Origin of the sequence: Helicovermis profundi (assembly GCF_033097505.1) — a bacterium.
Lineage (GTDB): Bacteria > Bacillota > Clostridia > Peptostreptococcales > Acidaminobacteraceae > Helicovermis > Helicovermis profundi.
In genome coordinates this window covers 2,242,072-2,259,750 of record NZ_AP028654.1, presented here as the reverse complement: position 1 = coordinate 2,259,750, position 17,679 = coordinate 2,242,072, and the positions used below count along the sequence as shown (strand labels likewise).

The 17,679-nt window shown below is 29.0% G+C and carries 17 protein-coding genes and 1 other annotated feature; all 17 genes read left to right on the top strand.

All coding sequences use genetic code 11. From position 1 onward, the window contains the following. Positions 1–51: 51 nt before the first annotated feature. The 17 genes from AACH12_RS10150 (at position 52) to AACH12_RS10070 (ending at position 17,575) form a co-directional block, all read left to right on the top strand. Positions 52–1,728, top strand: coding sequence for a sensor domain-containing protein (locus AACH12_RS10150; RefSeq protein WP_338535300.1), 1,677 nt, complete (start codon positions 52–54; stop codon positions 1,726–1,728). Positions 1,729–1,812: 84 nt separating this feature from the next. Next, the gene (gene mtaB / locus AACH12_RS10145; protein WP_463670986.1) at positions 1,813–3,183 is read left to right on the top strand and encodes a tRNA (N(6)-L-threonylcarbamoyladenosine(37)-C(2))-methylthiotransferase MtaB; all 1,371 of its coding nucleotides are present in this window, start codon (positions 1,813–1,815) and stop codon (positions 3,181–3,183) included. A gap of 26 nt (positions 3,184–3,209) precedes the next feature. Then, a complete protein-coding gene (locus AACH12_RS10140; protein WP_338535299.1) occupies positions 3,210–3,554 on the top strand; it encodes a histidine triad nucleotide-binding protein in 345 nt (114 codons plus the stop codon). Positions 3,555–3,719: 165 nt separating this feature from the next. Next, complete coding sequence (gene rpsU / locus AACH12_RS10135) at positions 3,720–3,905, top strand: 30S ribosomal protein S21 (protein ID WP_338535298.1); 186 nt, start codon at positions 3,720–3,722, stop codon at positions 3,903–3,905. A gap of 12 nt (positions 3,906–3,917) precedes the next feature. Then, the gene (locus AACH12_RS10130) at positions 3,918–4,364 is read left to right on the top strand and encodes a GatB/YqeY domain-containing protein (protein ID WP_338535297.1); all 447 of its coding nucleotides are present in this window, start codon (positions 3,918–3,920) and stop codon (positions 4,362–4,364) included. Between the two features lie 120 nt (positions 4,365–4,484). Further along, a complete protein-coding gene (ybeY, locus tag AACH12_RS10125; RefSeq protein ID WP_338535296.1) occupies positions 4,485–4,952 on the top strand; it encodes an rRNA maturation RNase YbeY in 468 nt (155 codons plus the stop codon). 3 nt (positions 4,953–4,955) lie between these two features. Continuing rightward, positions 4,956–6,173: a DUF3048 domain-containing protein gene (locus AACH12_RS10120; RefSeq protein WP_338535295.1), complete on the top strand. Its 1,218-nt coding sequence runs from the start codon at positions 4,956–4,958 to the stop codon at positions 6,171–6,173. Between the two features lie 5 nt (positions 6,174–6,178). Further along, positions 6,179–6,568, top strand: coding sequence for a cytidine deaminase (locus AACH12_RS10115; protein WP_338535294.1), 390 nt, complete (start codon positions 6,179–6,181; stop codon positions 6,566–6,568). A gap of 32 nt (positions 6,569–6,600) precedes the next feature. After that, positions 6,601–7,491 carry a GTPase Era gene (gene era / locus AACH12_RS10110; protein ID WP_338535293.1) on the top strand — a complete coding sequence of 297 codons (891 nt, stop codon included), beginning with the start codon at positions 6,601–6,603 and terminating at the stop codon, positions 7,489–7,491. A 16-nt stretch (positions 7,492–7,507) separates the two neighbouring features. After that, positions 7,508–8,887, top strand: coding sequence for a magnesium transporter (gene mgtE, locus AACH12_RS10105; RefSeq protein WP_338535292.1), 1,380 nt, complete (start codon positions 7,508–7,510; stop codon positions 8,885–8,887). 24 nt (positions 8,888–8,911) lie between these two features. Next, the gene (gene recO / locus AACH12_RS10100) at positions 8,912–9,655 is read left to right on the top strand and encodes a DNA repair protein RecO (RefSeq protein ID WP_338535291.1); all 744 of its coding nucleotides are present in this window, start codon (positions 8,912–8,914) and stop codon (positions 9,653–9,655) included. Between the two features lie 101 nt (positions 9,656–9,756). Next, entirely contained in the window at positions 9,757–10,344 is a 588-nt protein-coding gene (locus AACH12_RS10095) for a DUF4342 domain-containing protein (protein WP_338535290.1), read from the top strand. A 55-nt stretch (positions 10,345–10,399) separates the two neighbouring features. Beyond that, positions 10,400–10,564 (top strand) — a binding site (T-box leader). 47 nt (positions 10,565–10,611) lie between these two features. Next, complete coding sequence (locus AACH12_RS10090; RefSeq protein WP_338535289.1) at positions 10,612–12,000, top strand: glycine--tRNA ligase; 1,389 nt, start codon at positions 10,612–10,614, stop codon at positions 11,998–12,000. Positions 12,001–12,225: 225 nt separating this feature from the next. Further along, on the top strand, positions 12,226–12,861 hold the full coding sequence (locus tag AACH12_RS10085; protein ID WP_338537376.1) for a helix-turn-helix transcriptional regulator: 636 nt from the start codon (positions 12,226–12,228) through the stop codon (positions 12,859–12,861). After that, positions 12,848–13,675 (top strand): pyruvate, water dikinase regulatory protein, encoded by an 828-nt coding sequence (locus tag AACH12_RS10080; RefSeq protein ID WP_463670985.1) that lies wholly within the window; start codon positions 12,848–12,850, stop codon positions 13,673–13,675. Before AACH12_RS10085 ends, AACH12_RS10080 begins: the two co-directional genes overlap by 14 nt. A 169-nt stretch (positions 13,676–13,844) precedes the next feature. After that, a complete protein-coding gene (ppdK, locus tag AACH12_RS10075) occupies positions 13,845–16,469 on the top strand; it encodes a pyruvate, phosphate dikinase (protein ID WP_338535288.1) in 2,625 nt (874 codons plus the stop codon). 101 nt (positions 16,470–16,570) lie between these two features. Continuing rightward, positions 16,571–17,575, top strand: coding sequence for a deoxyguanosinetriphosphate triphosphohydrolase (locus AACH12_RS10070; protein ID WP_338535287.1), 1,005 nt, complete (start codon positions 16,571–16,573; stop codon positions 17,573–17,575). The last annotated feature ends 104 nt before the right edge of the window (positions 17,576–17,679 follow it).

Below are 17,679 nucleotides of genomic sequence, written 5' to 3'. Positions count from 1 at the left end.
AAAAATATGTTTAGCTAAAAAATTTTAAAAAAGAAAGTTGGTGAAGTTGCAATGGAATTAGTTAATAATGCTAGTATAAAAAAAATCATAGATGATTTGCAATTTGATAGTAATTTATATAAAAAAATTTATGATAATAACGAGATCTTAATTTTGATTTGGAATAGTGACGGAGAAATAATATTTACAAATGAATATTTTTTGGAAAAATTAGGTTACAGCAAAGAAATTATTGGAAAAAAGTGGACTGAGTTTTTAATCCCTGAATTTGAAAAATTTAGAATTACAAATATGATTTCAAGATTAAAAAAAGATGGAAAATTTCATAACCACGAAAATCAAATAAGGACTAAATATAATCATATTATTGATGTTTTGTGGAGTAATAGCCTTATTTTAGATGAATCCATTGATGATTTCGCCGTCGTTTCAATTGGTATAATTAGAGAAAAACATATTGATAATAAAATAAATGAATTTGAAATTGTTGATCCTATTACAAAACTCGGTAACAACTATACTCTTAGGCGTGATGTTGTTGATTTATACAATGCTGGAGTTGATTTTACCCTATATTTAATGGGACTTGATAATTTTAAATTACTAAATAATATACATGGACATAAATTTGGAAATGAATATTTAATGAAAATTGCTGACGAATTTAAAAATATTAGTAACATTGGAGCATATAGGGGTTATGGTGATGGTTTTATATTTATTGAAAAAACTACAGATTATAACGATATTATAAAAACTATTGATCGAATAAATAAAATTGTAAATAAAAAAATTACACTTGAAAATTTTGATTATTCTACAACATGTAGTGTTGGAATAACAACATGTTCAAAAGATGGAAGCAAAATAGAAGAGCTTCATCAGGATTCTGATATAGCGCTGAATGAAGCAAAAAAAAGAGGTAAAAATAATCACGTTTTTTATAATATAAGGTATAAAACAAAAATTAAAGAAGAACAATTATTATTTGAACTAATTAATAAAGCAATAGCCAGAGATGAATTTAAACTTAATTTTCAGCCTATTTTTAATATAGAAACAAAAAAAATTAAAGATTTTGAAATATTATTAAGGTGGCCGTCTAATCCAACAAGTAAAAAGAATATTGGGTATATTATAGGACTTGCAGAAAAAACAAACCAAATAATCGAGATTGACAAATGGGTTGTGGAGAGGACATTTAGTAGTATTAAAGAAGTGGCAAATGATAATGATAAAATAAAATTTTCCTTAAACATATCCACAAAATCATTTTATTCTAATGACTTTATTCAGTATTTAAAAGATATGATAGATGTTTATGGAATTAACCCTGAGCAAATTATAATTGAAATTACTGAATATTCTATAATAAGAAATGTAGATACTGCTTTCAAAATTATGAAAGAATTAAAAAAAATAGGATTTATAATGTCGCTTGACGATTTTGGTACGGAATACTCTTCTCTTAATTATTTAAGTAAACTACCTTTTGATATATTGAAACTTGATAAAAGTTATATAGATAGGATCGTAAATGAAAATAAAGCATTTATAATTGTAAAATCTATTATTAATTTGTCGAAGGAATTAGGTTTAATTACTATAGCAGAAGGTATAGAAACAGAAAAACAGCTAAGTCTGCTTAAAACTATGAAATGTGAACTTGGCCAAGGATATCTAATTTCTAAACCATTAAATAAAGATGAGATGTTAAGTATAATATAATAAAATTTGAAAAAACTTTCTCCTTGTGATAGATTATATTCATTGTAAGGAATTTGGTGATATGTTTTTAAGGAGAAAATTGTCGTGGATATAAAAAAAGAAAAACAAATTAATGCATATATAAAAGAAGAAAAATTTATTATTAAAGATAAAAGAAGAAAAAGCGTTCATATACACACTCTAGGTTGTAAAGTAAATCAATATGAAAGCGAAGCTATGGCAGAAATGTTTGAAAAAAGCGGGTATGAAATTGTTGGTAAAGATCAAATAGCAGATATTTATATTATTAATACGTGCACAGTAACAAACTTAGGTGATAAGAAATCAAGGCAATTTATTAGAAAATCTAAGAGAAATAATCCGGATGCAATTATTGCTGTAGTTGGTTGTTATTCTCAGGTTAACCCCAATGATATTAAAAATATTGAAGGTGTAAATCTAATACTCGGAACTAATGAGAGAAAAAAAATTGTAGAATATATCGAAAATCTAAAAGAAAATGAAGTTAAATGTCTTGTATCAAATATTATGGAAATAAAAGAATTTGAAGAAATTAAGATTGATGCAATTAAGGAAAAAACGAGAGCGTTTATAAAAGTTCAAGATGGATGTAATCAGTACTGCACATATTGTATCATTCCATATGCAAGGGGAAATATTAGAAGTCGTAGTCCTGAAAATGTAATTGCAGAAGTTAAAAGGTTAGTTGAACATGGATACAAAGAAATCGTATTAACAGGGATTCATATAGCTTCTTATGGAAAGGACTTAAAAAACTTTTCTTTGATTGATCTAATAGAATTAGCTGATAAAGTTGATGGCCTTGAAAGATTAAGAATGAGCTCTGTAGAACCTAGACTTTTTGAAAATGATTTTATAGAAAGACTCAAAAAAGTAAAATCATTTTGCCCACATTTTCATCTGTCGCTTCAAAGTGGGTCTGATGGAGTTCTAAAGAGAATGAATAGAAAATATACTTCCAAAGAGTACTTAAATACAGCTAATCTGATTTATTCAAGTTTTAATAACGCAGCTATTACTACTGATATTATAGTCGGATTTCCTGGTGAAACAGATATGGAATTTGAAGAAACTTTAGAATTTGTGAAAAAAGTTGGCTTTAGCCAAGTACATGTATTTCAATATTCTCCAAAGGAAGGTACCAAAGCCGCATTAATGGAAAATCAAATAATGAATAGTATTAAACATAGTAGAAGCGAGAGCCTTATTGAACTTACAAAGAATCTTGAAGATAAATTTCAAAAAAATATGGTAAATCAAAATTTAGAAATTTTATTTGAAGGATATTACGAAAAAAACAAGAAGTATGTGGAAGGTATATCTAAAAATTACCTTAGAGTAATTGTAGAAAATAGTAAAACTTTAAAAGGAAAAGTTTATAAAGTAAATATTGTTGGTATAAAAGATGGTATTTTACTTGGAAAACTTATATAGCGTAAAAAAAAATAAGAGGTGATAATTTGAGCGATTGTATCTTTTGTAAAATTGTAAATGGAGAAATTCCATCAAAAAAAGCTTATGAAGATGATAAAATTTTGGCTTTTTATGATTTGAATCCAGTTGCGCCAGTACATATTTTAATAGTTCCCAAAATTCATATTAATTCAATTGTTGATTTAGATTCAAAGTCTATAGAATATGTAACTTATATTATGACAAAAATTAAAGATCTTGCAAAAGAACTGGGTGTTGATGAAAGTGGATTTAGGTTAGTTACCAATGTTGGTGACGATGGTGGGCAAACTGTTGAACACTTACATTTTCATTTGGTAGGTGGCAGACCACTTGAGTGGCCTCCTGGTTAAAAAATGTTATATAATTAGCAAAAAAATATAAATTTACTTTAAAAAAATTCTTGCTTTTTATGAATATTTATTGTATAATTACCTAGTATTCTGTGAATATCCCACTGTAATTGCGGTTTTTCCGTAATCAGAATGCAAGTAACACACGGGGGGAGGGAATAAAAAATGGCAGGAATTAAAGTTGGTACTACGGAATCAATTGATAGTGCACTTCGTAGATTCAAAAAAGAAACTTCAAAATCTGGGGTTTTAGCTGAAATCAAGAAGAGAAAGCATTATGAAAAACCTAGCGTAAAGAAAAAGAAAAAATCTGAAGCAGCTAGAAGAAAAAGCAAGAAAAATTCTTTCTAGGGGGTGATTTGAATGTCCCTAAAAGATCAATTAATGATTGATTTAAAGGATGCTATGAAACAAAAAGACGTTATTAAAAAGACTACTGTTACTATGCTTCGTTCTGCTGTTAAGCAGGTAGAAATTGATAATAGGGTAGAACTTAGTGATGATGATATTATTGAAATCATAGCAAAACAAATAAAGCAAAAAAAAGGTGCAATAGAAGAATTTTCGAAAGCTGAAAGAACTGATTTAGTTGAAGAAGCTGAGAAAGAAATTTCTGTTTTATCTAAGTATTTGCCTGAGCCTATCTCCGAAGAAGAATTAACAAAACTTATTATGTCTGCAATTGAAGAAGTAAATGCTACTTCGATGAAAGATATGGGAAAAGTAATGAGTATAGTTAATCCGAAATGCGTTGGTAGAGCGGATGGTAAAACAGTGTCTTCACTGGTGAAGAAAATGATAAATAATTAATAAGTACAACATAAAAAGCTGATTTTATCAGCTTTTTTTATTTTTTGATAAATTATAATATTCATAGTATATTATTTATCAAAAAAATGATATAATTGAGTGCTAAGACAAGGAGAATATATGGTAAATTTAGATATTGAAAATTCACAGAGTGCATATGAAATTGATGAAGTTATGATTAAAAAGCTTACTGAAACTGTTGAAATGGCAATTTGGGTAGAGGGTTTAGAAGAATTTAATATTGAAGTTAGTATGAATATCGTAACAAATGAAATGATAAAAAAGCTTAATAAAGAGTATAGAAATATAGATAGTGTTACAGATGTTCTTTCGTTTCATCAATACGATAGTATAAAGGATTCTGATGAACTAGATGAAAATTTGTTTTTAGGTGATATTGTGATAAGTGCTGAAAGAGCCTATGCACAGTCGATAGAATATAATCATTCTTTTTTAAGAGAATTATGTTATTTAGCAGTACATAGTATGTTTCATTTGTTTGGATATGACCATATGAATGAAATTGATAAAAAAGAAATGAGAGAGCTGGAAGAAGAAACATTAAAAAAATTAGGGATTAATAGGTGATTTATGTTTAGAAAAATTTATTTGTTGCTGCTAATATTTGTTATAGTTTTTGCGTCATCTGCGTGTCAAAATGCTTCAAGTATTGATGTAAAAGATAATACAAGTAATGATGTGAATTTAGAGAAAGACAATAAGTTAGACAAAGATAGTAGTGACAAGAAAAACCTAAAAGAAGTTATTGTAATAGAAGATAAAAAAACTGAAAAAGAAGAAGACACTGTTCAAAGTGAGGCTTCAAAAGAGAAAACTTCTACTGACAGTGAAGTTAAAGTGAGTACAAAGAATTCAGTTGACAGTAATACTAGTGAAAAAGAAAAGTCAAAGCTTAGTGGACTTTTATTTGATAAAAGTGAGCTTGAGAAACGACCTGTAGCAGTTATGCTTGATAATCAGTACTACGCTCGTCCACAGTCAGGACTTAGTGAAGCTGAGGTTGTTTATGAAATTTTAGCTGAAGGGTTAATTACCAGATATATGGCAGTGTTTTATGGCAATGCGCCTAAGAGGGTAGGTCCAATTAGAAGTGCAAGACCTTATTTTATAAATAAAGCGTTAGAATATGATCCTTTATATGCACATGTTGGTGGTTCGCCTGCAGCTTGGGCAGACCTTGTTAACCTTAATGTAGCAGACCTTGATGGCTTAAGTGGAAACGGGATGTATAGAACAAGCAAAACTAATAAAAAACCACCTCATAATACTTATTCTTCAATTTCCGCTCTTAGAAAAGCTGGTTCAAACAGAAAGTATAGATTAAAAGGTAACTTTGATTTTTTTGAGTTTTATAGTAAAGACGAGAAGCCTATTAATAGTGAGCAAGCAAATTATTTAAAAATAGTATATAAGAAATCTTCAAGTTCTGATAAAACTGGATATTATGTTGAATTTAAATATGATAAAGATTTAAAAGAGTACTATAGATACGTTAATGGTAAACATCATATTGATGAAGCAAATGGAGAAAATTTAACAGCCAAAAATATTATTGTGCAATTTGCTAAACATAAAGTTATAGATGATAAAGGCAGACTTAAAATTGATGATTTAGGAAAAGGCGATGCATATTTACTTACAATGGGCGTAAAAACAAAATTGACATGGAGTAAAAAAAATAGAGAATCCATGACAAAGTTTTATGATAAAGATGGGAAGTTAATTGAGTTAAACAAAGGTGTGACTTGGTTTGAAGTTGTACCGAAAACTATAAAACTTGGATGGTGAAGATAATGGATTACAAAGAGTTAGTGAGAAAAGCTTATGAAGTTCGTGACAATGCGTATGCTCCGTATTCAAAATACAAAGTAGGAGCTGCTCTATTAACAAAAAACGGAAAAATTTATTTAGGATGCAATGTCGAGTGTGGGTCTTTTGGAGGTACAAATTGCGCTGAAAGAACAGCTCTATTTTCAGCTATTGCCGATGGTGAAAAAGAATTTACAGCAATTGCAATAGTAAGTAGTAGCAACGATTTTACTTATCCGTGTGGGATTTGTAGACAAGTATTAATTGAATTTGGAAAAGATCTTGATGTAGTTATTGCAAAAGATATGGAATACAAAGTATTAAAATTAGGAGAATTATTACCGCATTCTTGGACAAGTGAAGAATTGTTATAGAAAAGTCTAGTGCTAAAGTAAAAGGAGAATTTATGGGATTTAAATCAGGATTTGTTACCGTTGTTGGTAGACCAAACGTTGGAAAATCAACGTTGATAAATAAAATTTTAGGCGAGAAAATCGCGATTATGAGCGATAAACCTCAAACTACAAGAAATAAAATACAAGCAATATATCAATCAGACAATTCGCAAGTAATATTTATAGATACACCAGGTCTTCACAAACCTAAAAATAAATTAGGTGAATTTATGGTTTCAACTGCTTATGAAACAATTAAAGAAGTTGATGTAGTATTATTTTTAGTAGATGAGTCAACTAAAATTGGGCTAGGTGATAAATATATTCTTGAAAAACTTAAAATGTCAAGAACTCCTGTTATTTTAGTAATTAATAAAATGGATTTAATTAATCCAGAAAATTATATAAAAATAGTTGAAAATTATAAAGAATATGATTTCATTGAAGAAATAATTTCTATTTCTGCACTTAACAATATTAATGTTGATATTTTATTAAATATGGTTAATAATTTACTTCCTGAAGGACCTATGTACTATCCATCAGATATGATTACAGATCAACCGGAAAAGGTTATTGCCGCGGAAATTATAAGAGAAAAATTACTCCATTATTTGAATGATGAAGTTCCTCATGGAGTAGCTGTAGAAATAGAAAAAATGAGAAAAAGAAAAAATTCTGATATTGTAGATATTAATGCAACAATTATTTGCGAAAGAGAAACGCATAAAGGCATTATTATTGGAAAAAATGGTAGGAAATTAAAAGGCGTTGGGAAAAGCGCTAGAGAAGATATAGAAAAATTACTTGGTTCTAAAGTATATCTTGAAATTTGGGTAAAAGTAAGACAAGGTTGGAGAGATAACGATTCACATCTTAAAAACTTTGGATACAATAAATAAAATTTGGAGGTGGGCAATGAATGCAATAATTGATGAAAATATTGATGATATTATTGATTTTATTAAAGAGCACTTTGAAAATAATAGAATTGATGAAATAAAAAATATTATTGAAAAAATGCATCCAGTTGACCTTGCAGATGTTTTAATGGAGCTTTCCGATGAAAATCGTTTAAATTTTTTAAATTTATTATCTTGGGAAGATTCAAGTGAAGTCTTATCTGAACTTGGACCAGAGTCTTTTAGCGAAGTATTAGAATTACTTGGAAAAGACAAAAAAACTTATGTTCTTGATAGAATGAGCCAAGATGATATTGTTGATAAATTAGGTGAACTTGAAGAAGATAGAAGAAAAGAAATCATTGCATATTTGGATATTGAAAATGCTAGAGATGTAAGAGAACTTCTTGTTTATGATGAAGATACTGCCGGTGGTATAATGACTAAAGATTTTATATCTTTAAAGTCAGATTATACAATTTACAAGGCAATAGAAACACTAAGAAAAACTGAGGTTGATAATGAAACTATTTATTATGTATATGTAACTGATCTTGAAGAAAGATTAGTTGGAGTAATTTCGCTTAGAGAATTAATTATTGCAAAACCAAATCAATTAATTTCTGAAATAATGAATGAAAATGTTATTAGCGTAACTACCTCTGATGATCAAGAAGAAGTTGCTAGAATAGTTTCTAAATATGACCTACTAGTAATACCAGTTACGGATAATGATGGTGTATTATCCGGGATTATTACAATGGATGATATAATAGATGTAATTGAGGAAGAAGCTACTGAAGATATATTAAAATTTGCAGGCTCTTCAGATTTAGAAGATTTTGATGAAGAAAATTTTGGTATGAGAATTTTAATGTCAGTTCGTTCAAGGCTACCTTGGTTAATTATTACACTTTTTGGTGGACTTTTTACTTCACACATTGTTTCTAATTTTCAAGGTGTGATTAATTCTAACACTACTCTAGCAATGTTTATGCCTCTTTTGGCAGGAATGGGTGGAAATGTTGGTACGCAGTCTTCAACACTTACTGTTAGAAGTATTGCAGTAGATCAAATTCGTGGAAAAGAAGTTCTTTTGACTATTTTTCAAGAAGGAATAGTTGGCATATCTATAGGTATTGTATGTAGTATTATTGTTGCTATATCGTCTTTCTATTTAAAAGGGGATATACTTATGAGTCTTATAGTCGGAGTTGCAATGATGTCAAATATTGTTACTGCAGCGACAATTGGTACAATGGTTCCTATTGTATTTAAAAAAATTGGAGTAGATCCAGCCGTTGCTTCTGCGCCATTCATATCTACGACTGTTGATATTACAGGGCTTACAATTTACTTTACATTAGCAACGCTTATGATGAAAGCGTGGCTTTAGGAGTATGTATTTAAAAGGAATATTATGTATTTTAATACGTTAGCAATAGTAATAAAAAAAACAAAATTATCTGATACAGATATAATTTTAACTCTTTTCACAAAAAAAGCTGGAAAAGTTACTGTTATATCTAAAGGTGCGAGAAATCCGAAATCTAAACTTTCATCTGCTTCTCATCCCTTCATTTATGGAGATTTTATGCTTTCTATGGGTAGTAAATGGAATAGAATTAATTCTGTTGAAATTGAAGAAAGTTTTTATAAATTAAGGGAAGACTTAGTTAGGTTAGCATATGCATCTTATATAGTTGAATTAACCTCACATGTAATTTTAGAAAATTCGCCTAATATAAGATTATTTAATTTACTATATGAAGCCTTAAGTGTGTTAAATAATAAAAATACTGATTTTGAATTACTTAAGATTTCATATGAACTAAAAATGATGAGCATTATTGGTTATAAAATGAATATAAATTCATGTGTAAACTGTGGAAAAACTGATAATATAAAATGGTATATTAGTCCTATTGAAGGTGGATTAATTTGCGAAGATTGTAAAAGAAACTTTAATGAATTAATATACAGTGGGAAAAATGCACATAAAGTTATAAATTTTATTTTAACTAACGATATTTCTACTGTTTTAAATACTTCTATTAATAAAAGATATATTGTATTAATAGGTAAAATTTTAAGTTTGTTTATATTCCATCATTTGGGACATAAAAAATTTAAAAGTCTAGACTTTTTAAATACAATAAAATAATAATTAATGTAAATTTAATCTTATTTTAAGGATTTTATTTGTTTTATAGTATAAACTAATATTATGAAACGATACAACAATAATACAAAGGAGTGATTTTGATGAACAATATTACACTTGAGATGGTAGACGATGTTATTAATAGAACTGGAGCGTCTTATAAAGAGGCTAAAGAGGCTTTAGAATTTTGTGAAGGAAATGTATTAGATGCAATTGTTTATATTGAAACGGTAAATTCTGATAGTAGTAAGAAAAATGAATTTTATGATGCTGGCAATGAAATGCTTGAAAAGTTAAAAGAATTTGTTAAAAAAGGCAATGTTTCAAGAATTGTTTTTGAGAAAAACAATAAAACTATGCTTGATATACCTGTAATTGCAGGAGCTGTAGGCGCACTTATTTTTGCTGGACCTACTTTAATTGCTATTGTAGCTGCAATTGCAATTGGTGCAGAAATTAAAGTTATAACTGATGATGGAGAAGTAATTAACTTAAACAAGAAAACAGAAGAAACTGTCAAGAATATGAAAGAAAAAATGAATGAATTTACAAATAGTTTTAAAAAAGAAGATAGTGAAGATGTAACTGACGAAGAAAAAAATGAGGAGTCAAATGAAGAAACTCCTAATGAAGAAAATACTAGTGAAGAAGAAAAAATTGTCGTTGATTTTAAAAAAGACGAAGAATAGTATTTGTTTGATTATAATTTGTAGATATGTTAGAATGTCAGTAATTATTTAAATATAGAGTGCAATGATAAAGAGTAGTAGTATATTTTGAGTTTTAGAGAGTCATAGTTGCTGGGATATGATACTTAATGTATGTGAATGGAACTTTTAGCAATACTTAAACAAAGTGGATTTTTTAAATCAACTAGGGTGGAACCGCGGATAATCTTTCGTCCCTTTTTTATAAGGGATGGAGGATTATATTTTTTTGTTCAAAAGGAGGAAAAAATGGGAAAAAATACAACAATGGAAAAAATAGTTTCATTATCAAAATCAAGAGGATTTGTTTATCCTGGTTCTGATATATATGGTGGACTTGCTAATACTTGGGACTATGGTCCGCTAGGTGTAGAATTAAAGAATAATGTAAAAAAAGCATGGTGGAAGAAATTTATTCAGGAATCGCCTTATAATGTTGGAATAGATTCTGCAATACTTATGAACCCAGAGACTTGGGTTGCTTCTGGTCATGTTGGCGGATTCAATGATCCTTTAATGGATTGTAAGGAATGTAAATCAAGATTTAGAGCAGATAAATTAATTGAAGATTATTTTTTTAAAAACGATCATGATGAAGTAGTTGACGGATGGGAAAATTCAAAAATGGAAGAATTCATTGAAGGTCATGATATAAAATGTCCAACTTGTGGTAAGAAAAATTTTACTACTATTAGACAATTTAATTTAATGTTTAAAACACACCAGGGTGTTACTGAAGATTCTTCAACTGAAATTTTTTTAAGACCGGAAACTGCACAAGGTATATTTTTAAATTTTAGAGTTATTGCAAGAACTTCACGTAAAAAAATTCCATTTGGAATTGGACAAATAGGAAAATCGTTTAGAAATGAGATAACTCCTGGTAATTTTACTTTTAGAACTAGAGAATTTGAACAAATGGAGTTAGAATTTTTCTGTGAACCTGGTGAAGATATAAAATGGTTTAACTACTGGAAGAATTATTCGTTTAATTGGTTAAAAGATTTATCTATAACTGAGGAAAATATAAGATTTAGAGACCATGACGAGGATGAATTATCACATTATTCAAATGCAACAAGTGATATAGAATTTAAATTTCCTTTTGGATGGGGAGAACTTTGGGGTATTGCAGATAGAACAGATTATGATCTTAAATGCCATATGGAGCATTCTGGCGTTGATTTAAGGTATCAAAATCCGATTACAAATGAAAAATATTTACCTTACTGCATTGAACCATCTCTTGGAGCGGATAGAGTCACATTAGCGTTTTTGATTGATGCATATGAAGAAGAACAAATAGATGAAAAATCAGAAAGAATTGTATTAAAACTTCATCCATTTCTTGCACCTTTTAAAGCGGCAATATTTCCATTAACAAAAAAATTAGATGCTGAAGCTATAAAAGTGTTTGAATTACTATCTAAGAAATTCAATGTAGACTATGATATGTCTGGTAGTATTGGAAAAAGATATAGAAGACATGATGAAATTGGAACTCCATTTTGTATAACATATGATTATGATTCTTTAGAAGATAATACAGTAACTATTAGAGATAGAGATACTATGGAGCAAACAAGAATGCCTATAGAAGAACTAGTAGAGTATATTGAAAAAAGAGTTGAATTTTAATAATTAGTAAAATTTAAATAGAAAAATTAAATTACCGTAAAAAAACAAAAACTTTCAAAAGGTTTTTGTTTTTTTTTGTTATTTTGGGGAATAAATGATACGTAAGAATAGGGTGTAAAAATAAATTTATATCATTATAAGTGTTGAATTATTACTATATAGTGTAGTATAATTACGTAAAACAACTTAATGTGATACACAATTAAAAGAAAAGAGGTGAGTTAAATAGAATTTAATGAAAGACAAACAGAAATTATTAGCATAGTAAAAAAATTCGAACCAATTACAAGCGTAAATATTGCAGGTAAGCTCGAACTTTCAAGATCAGCTATTAGATCAGATTTAAGTATTCTTACTATGTCTGGTATTTTAGAAGCTAAGCCAAAAGTTGGCTATAGATACATACAAAAAAGCGAGAGAGAATTAGTTGTTAATATGATAAAAAATTTAAAAATTAACGAACTTAAATCACTTCCAATATGTGTTGATGAAAAAGTATCTGTTTACGATGCAATAGTGACCATGTTTTTAGAAGATGTAGGTTCTCTTTATGTACTTCAAGAGAATTACTTGGCTGGAGTAGTAAGTCGAAAAGATTTTTTAAAAGCTGCAATTGGAGATGCAGATATGAAGAATATGCCAGTTGGAATTATTATGACTCGCATGCCAAATATTGTTGTTATTCATCCAAATGAATCTGTTTATGCAGCTGCAAAAAAGATAATTGACCACCAAATCGATGCTCTTCCAGTTGTGGAAGATATAGTTAGAGATGGTGTTATTAATTACAAAGTGATTGGGAGAATTTCAAAAACAAACATTACAAAAGTTTTTACAAATTTAGAAATTGGAGGCGAGTGATATAGAGACTTATAAAGTTTACGTGGTATCAGATTCAGTAGGTGAAACAGCAGATATGCTTGCAAAAGCTGCATTCGAACAGTTTAAGGGAAAGAAGTTTGAAGTTAAAAAATATCCTTATATCACAAATGAAGAAGAAATAATAGATTTAGTTGAAAATGCAAGTCATGGAAATTCGATTATAGTATTCACTACTGTGCTTGAAAATTTAAGGGAAAAAATAACTGTTGAATGCGAAATTAAAGGAATTCCATATATAGATGTTATGAAAGAACCAATAAAGGCGTTTGAAAAATTTTTAAGCACTAAACCTGAAAATGAACCAGGAATTATTCATAGATTAGATGCAAAATATTTTAAAAGAGTAGAAGCCATTGAATTTGCAGTTAAATATGATGATGGAAAAGATCCAAGAGGAGTACTTAAAGCTGATATTGTTCTTCTAGGAATAAGTAGAACATCTAAAACACCTCTTAGTATGTATCTTGCAAATAAAAATGTTAAAGTTGCAAATATTCCTTTAGTACCAGAAGTGCCAATTCCGGATGAAGTATTTGAGGTTTCAAATAAAAAAATTATTGGTTTAACAACTGACCCAATGAAATTAAATGAAATAAGACAAGAAAGGCTTAAAGCATTAGGTTTAAGTGATACCGCAATTTATGCAAATGTTGATAGAATTCTTGAAGAAATTGATTATGCAGAAAAAGTTATGAAAAAAATAAGTTGTCCAGTAATTAATGTGTCAAATAAGGCGATTGAAGAGACTGCTAATTTAATTTTAGAAATAATTAAAGAAAGAAATAAAGAATAAATATAAATAAATTTCTTGGATTCAGAGGGAGTTTTTACTCCCACTGAATTTTAGAAAACATAATCCAGGGCTTTTTTAGAGTTCTTTATCCCCCACTTTTTTAAGAAGTGGGGGTATTAGAACTCTAAGGCATCGGATAAACTAAAAAATGAGAGGTGAAAAGTAAGAAATGAAAAAATATTTATATGCATTTGAAGAGGGAAGTAAGGAGTTAAAGAAAATTCTTGGAGGAAAAGGAGCTAATCTTGCGGAAATGAAAAAGATTGGGCTTCCAGTTCCAAACGGCTACACTATTACAGCTGAGGCATGTATTAAGTACTATGATGATGGTGAGAAAATTGATGAAAAATTAATAAAGGGTATTTTTGAAAGACTAAAAGAATTAGAAGGCAAAACTGGAAAAATATTTGGTGATAATAAAAATCCACTTTTAGTATCTGTAAGATCTGGAGCTGCGATATCAATGCCAGGAATGATGGACACAATTTTAAACTTAGGTTTAAATGATAATTCAGTTATTGGGGTAAGTGAGTTAACAAATAATCCTAGATTTGCTTATGACTCTTATAGAAGGTTTATTCAGATGTTTTCAGATGTTGTTTTAAACATTTCTAAACATAAATTTGACAGTATATTGGATAGTGTAAAAGAAAGAGAAAATTTATCTTCTGATCCAGAATTATCTGTTGATAATTTAAAAGAAATAATAGAAAAGTACAAAAAGCTGGTTAAAAAAGAGACTAAAATAGATTTTCCAGTAGATCCAAATAAACAACTTATAATGGCGATTGAAAGTGTATTTGAATCATGGAATAACTCAAGGGCAATTATTTATAGAAATATTAATGAGATTCCACATGATATGGGTACAGCCGTTAATATTCAAGAAATGGTTTTTGGAAATATGGGAGATACTTCTGGAACGGGTGTAGCTTTTACAAGAAATCCTGCAACAGGAGAAAACAAATTTTTTGGTGAATTTTTACTTAATGCTCAAGGGGAAGATGTAGTAGCAGGAATTAGAACTCCAAAAGAAATTAATGAATTAGAAAATGTTTTACCAGAAGTTTATAATGATTTTTCGACAATTTCTAGAAAATTAGAAAAGCACTATAGAGATATGCAGGATATTGAATTTACGATTGAAAGAGGGAAATTATATTTTCTTCAAACAAGAACTGCCAAAAGAACTGCAAATGCAGCAATAAACATAGCAGTTGATATGGTAGAAGAAGGTATGATAACAAAAGAAGAAGCTATTCTAAGAATCAACCCAGATCAAATTGAACAGTTGCTTCATCCAACTTTTGATGACGCGGCATTAAAAGAATCGCAAATCATAGCAAAAGGACTACCAGCTTCTCCAGGTGCTGCAACAGGTAAAGTTTATTTTACTTCAGAAGACGTTGTTGAAGCTAAAGCTAGAGGAGAAAAAGCAATACTCGTTAGAGTAGAAACTTCTCCAGAAGATATTGAAGGTATGGTTTCAGGTGAAGGCATTCTTACTGCTAGAGGTGGTATGACATCGCATGCAGCAGTTGTAGCAAGAGGAATGGGTAAATGCTGTGTTGCTGGATGTGGAGACGTTCGAGTTGAAACATACAATAGCTTATTTAAAACTGCAAATGCTGTTGTTAATGAAGGCGAGTACATTTCTATAGATGGAAATACTGGAAATGTGTATAAAGGGGAAATAAAAACTAAAGAAGTTGCAATGAGTGGAAATTTCGGAACACTAATGTCATGGGCCGATGATATTAGAAGACTAAATATTAGAACTAATGCAGATAATGAGAGAGATTCTAAAACTGCTATTAAATTTGGTGCTGAAGGAATTGGACTTTGTCGAACTGAGCATATGTTTTTTAATGAAGAGAGAATATTTGCTGTTAGACAAATGATAGTATCTACTACAATAGAACAAAGAAAAATTGCTTTAAAAAAATTGCTTCCATATCAAAAAGATGATTTTGTAAGTATATTTAATGTTATGAAAGAGCTACCTGTAACTATTAGACTACTTGATCCACCACTTCATGAATTTCTTCCTAGCGAAGATGAAGATATAAAAAATTTAGCGCTTGAACTTGGAATGGAGTTTAACAATTTAAAATCAATAGTAAATGAACTTAGAGAATTTAATCCGATGTTAGGTCATAGAGGTGTAAGACTTGCGGTAACATATCCTGAAATTTATGAAATGCAGGTTAAAGCCATAATGCTTGCAGCAGTAGAAGTTAAGAAGAAAAATGGATATGATATAAAACCAGAAATAATGGTTCCGCTTGTTGGATTTAATAAAGAATTTACTATTATTAAAAAATTAATAAGAGAAACTGCAGATGAAATTTTAAAAGAAGAAAATATGGAAATGACTTATAAAATTGGAACTATGATTGAAGTTCCAAGAGCAGCTCTAACTGCAGATGAAATTGCTAAAGAAGCAGAGTTTTTCTCATTTGGAACAAATGATTTAACTCAAATGACATTAGGTTTTTCAAGAGATGATTCAGGTAAATTTATACCTGAATATAAGAAAAAAGAAATATTTGAAAGTGACCCATTTGAAACGATTGATCAAGATGGTGTTGGTCAACTTATAAAAATAGCATTTGAAAAAGGTAAAAAAGTTAGACCGGATATTAAAATTGGTATATGCGGAGAGCATGGCGGTGAACCTAAATCAATTGAATTTTGTGATAAAGTAGGTTTGAAGTATGTGTCATGTTCACCTTATAGAGTTCCTGTAGCAAGACTTGCTGCAGCTCAAGCAACTATAAAAAACAAAAAATAAATAATGGTTAATACTAAAAGCAAAGAGAAATATTAAAAATTAGTTTTCTCTTTGTTTTTAATGTTATAATGAGTAAAATACATTAAATTAGGTGGTGAAGTATGACTATAAGAGAAGAAACTTATAAAATTGAAAGAATGATATTACAAAAAAATGCAACTTTATCTGAAAATAGTAGAGGCAGGCAAAAAGAAGAAGCATTATGTGAATTTAGGACACCTTTTCAAAGAGATAGAGATAGAATAATTCATTCCAAAGCTTTTAGAAGGTTAAAACACAAAACGCAAGTGTTTTTATCTCCAGAAGGAGATCATTATAGGACTAGGCTTACACACACTTTAGAAGTTTCACAAATATCTAGAACTATAGCAAGGGCCTTAAGACTAAATGAAGATTTAGTAGAAGCTATTGCCCTAGGTCATGATTTAGGACATACTCCTTTTGGTCACTGCGGAGAGATGGAACTTAATAAAATTCATAAAGAAGGTTTTAGACATAATGAACAAAGTCTTAGAATTGTTGATTATTTAGAGATGAGAAGTGGAAAAAGAAGAGGAATTAACTTGACTTATGAGGTTAGAGATGGTATATTGAATCATCGCGGAGAAAATTTGCCTAGTACTTTAGAAGGGAAAATAGTTAGGATAAGTGATAGAATTGCATATGTTAATCATGATATAGATGATGCAATTCGTGCAAATGTACTTTCTTATGATATTTTTCCAAAAGAGTATTTTGAGGTATTAGGTCAAACACATAGCAAAAGAATAAATAAACTAATTCACGATATTGTAGAAACTTCATTAATAACAGGTGATATAAAATTTAGCGAAGAAACATCATACTATTTTAATATGTTAAGAGATTTTATGTTTGAAAAAGTTTATTTAAATATAAAAGCAAAAAAAGATGAAGAAAAAGCAATGAATTTGATTAATAAATTATATTATTATTTTGTAAATCATCCTGAAAAATTGCCTGATGAGTTTTTTAAAGAGTATAAAGAGTTAAAAAATATAGCAATTAAAGACTATGTTTCTGGAATGACAGATAGATATGCAATTTCCAAATATAAAAGTATTTTTATACCAGAATTTTGGATATAATTATTATAAACTTATGACACCATTTTGGTGTCATAAATTTTGCTCTTTAAAAATAAATAAAGGGATTGTGAGTTCCATAGAGAATACTAAGTATTAGAAGTGAT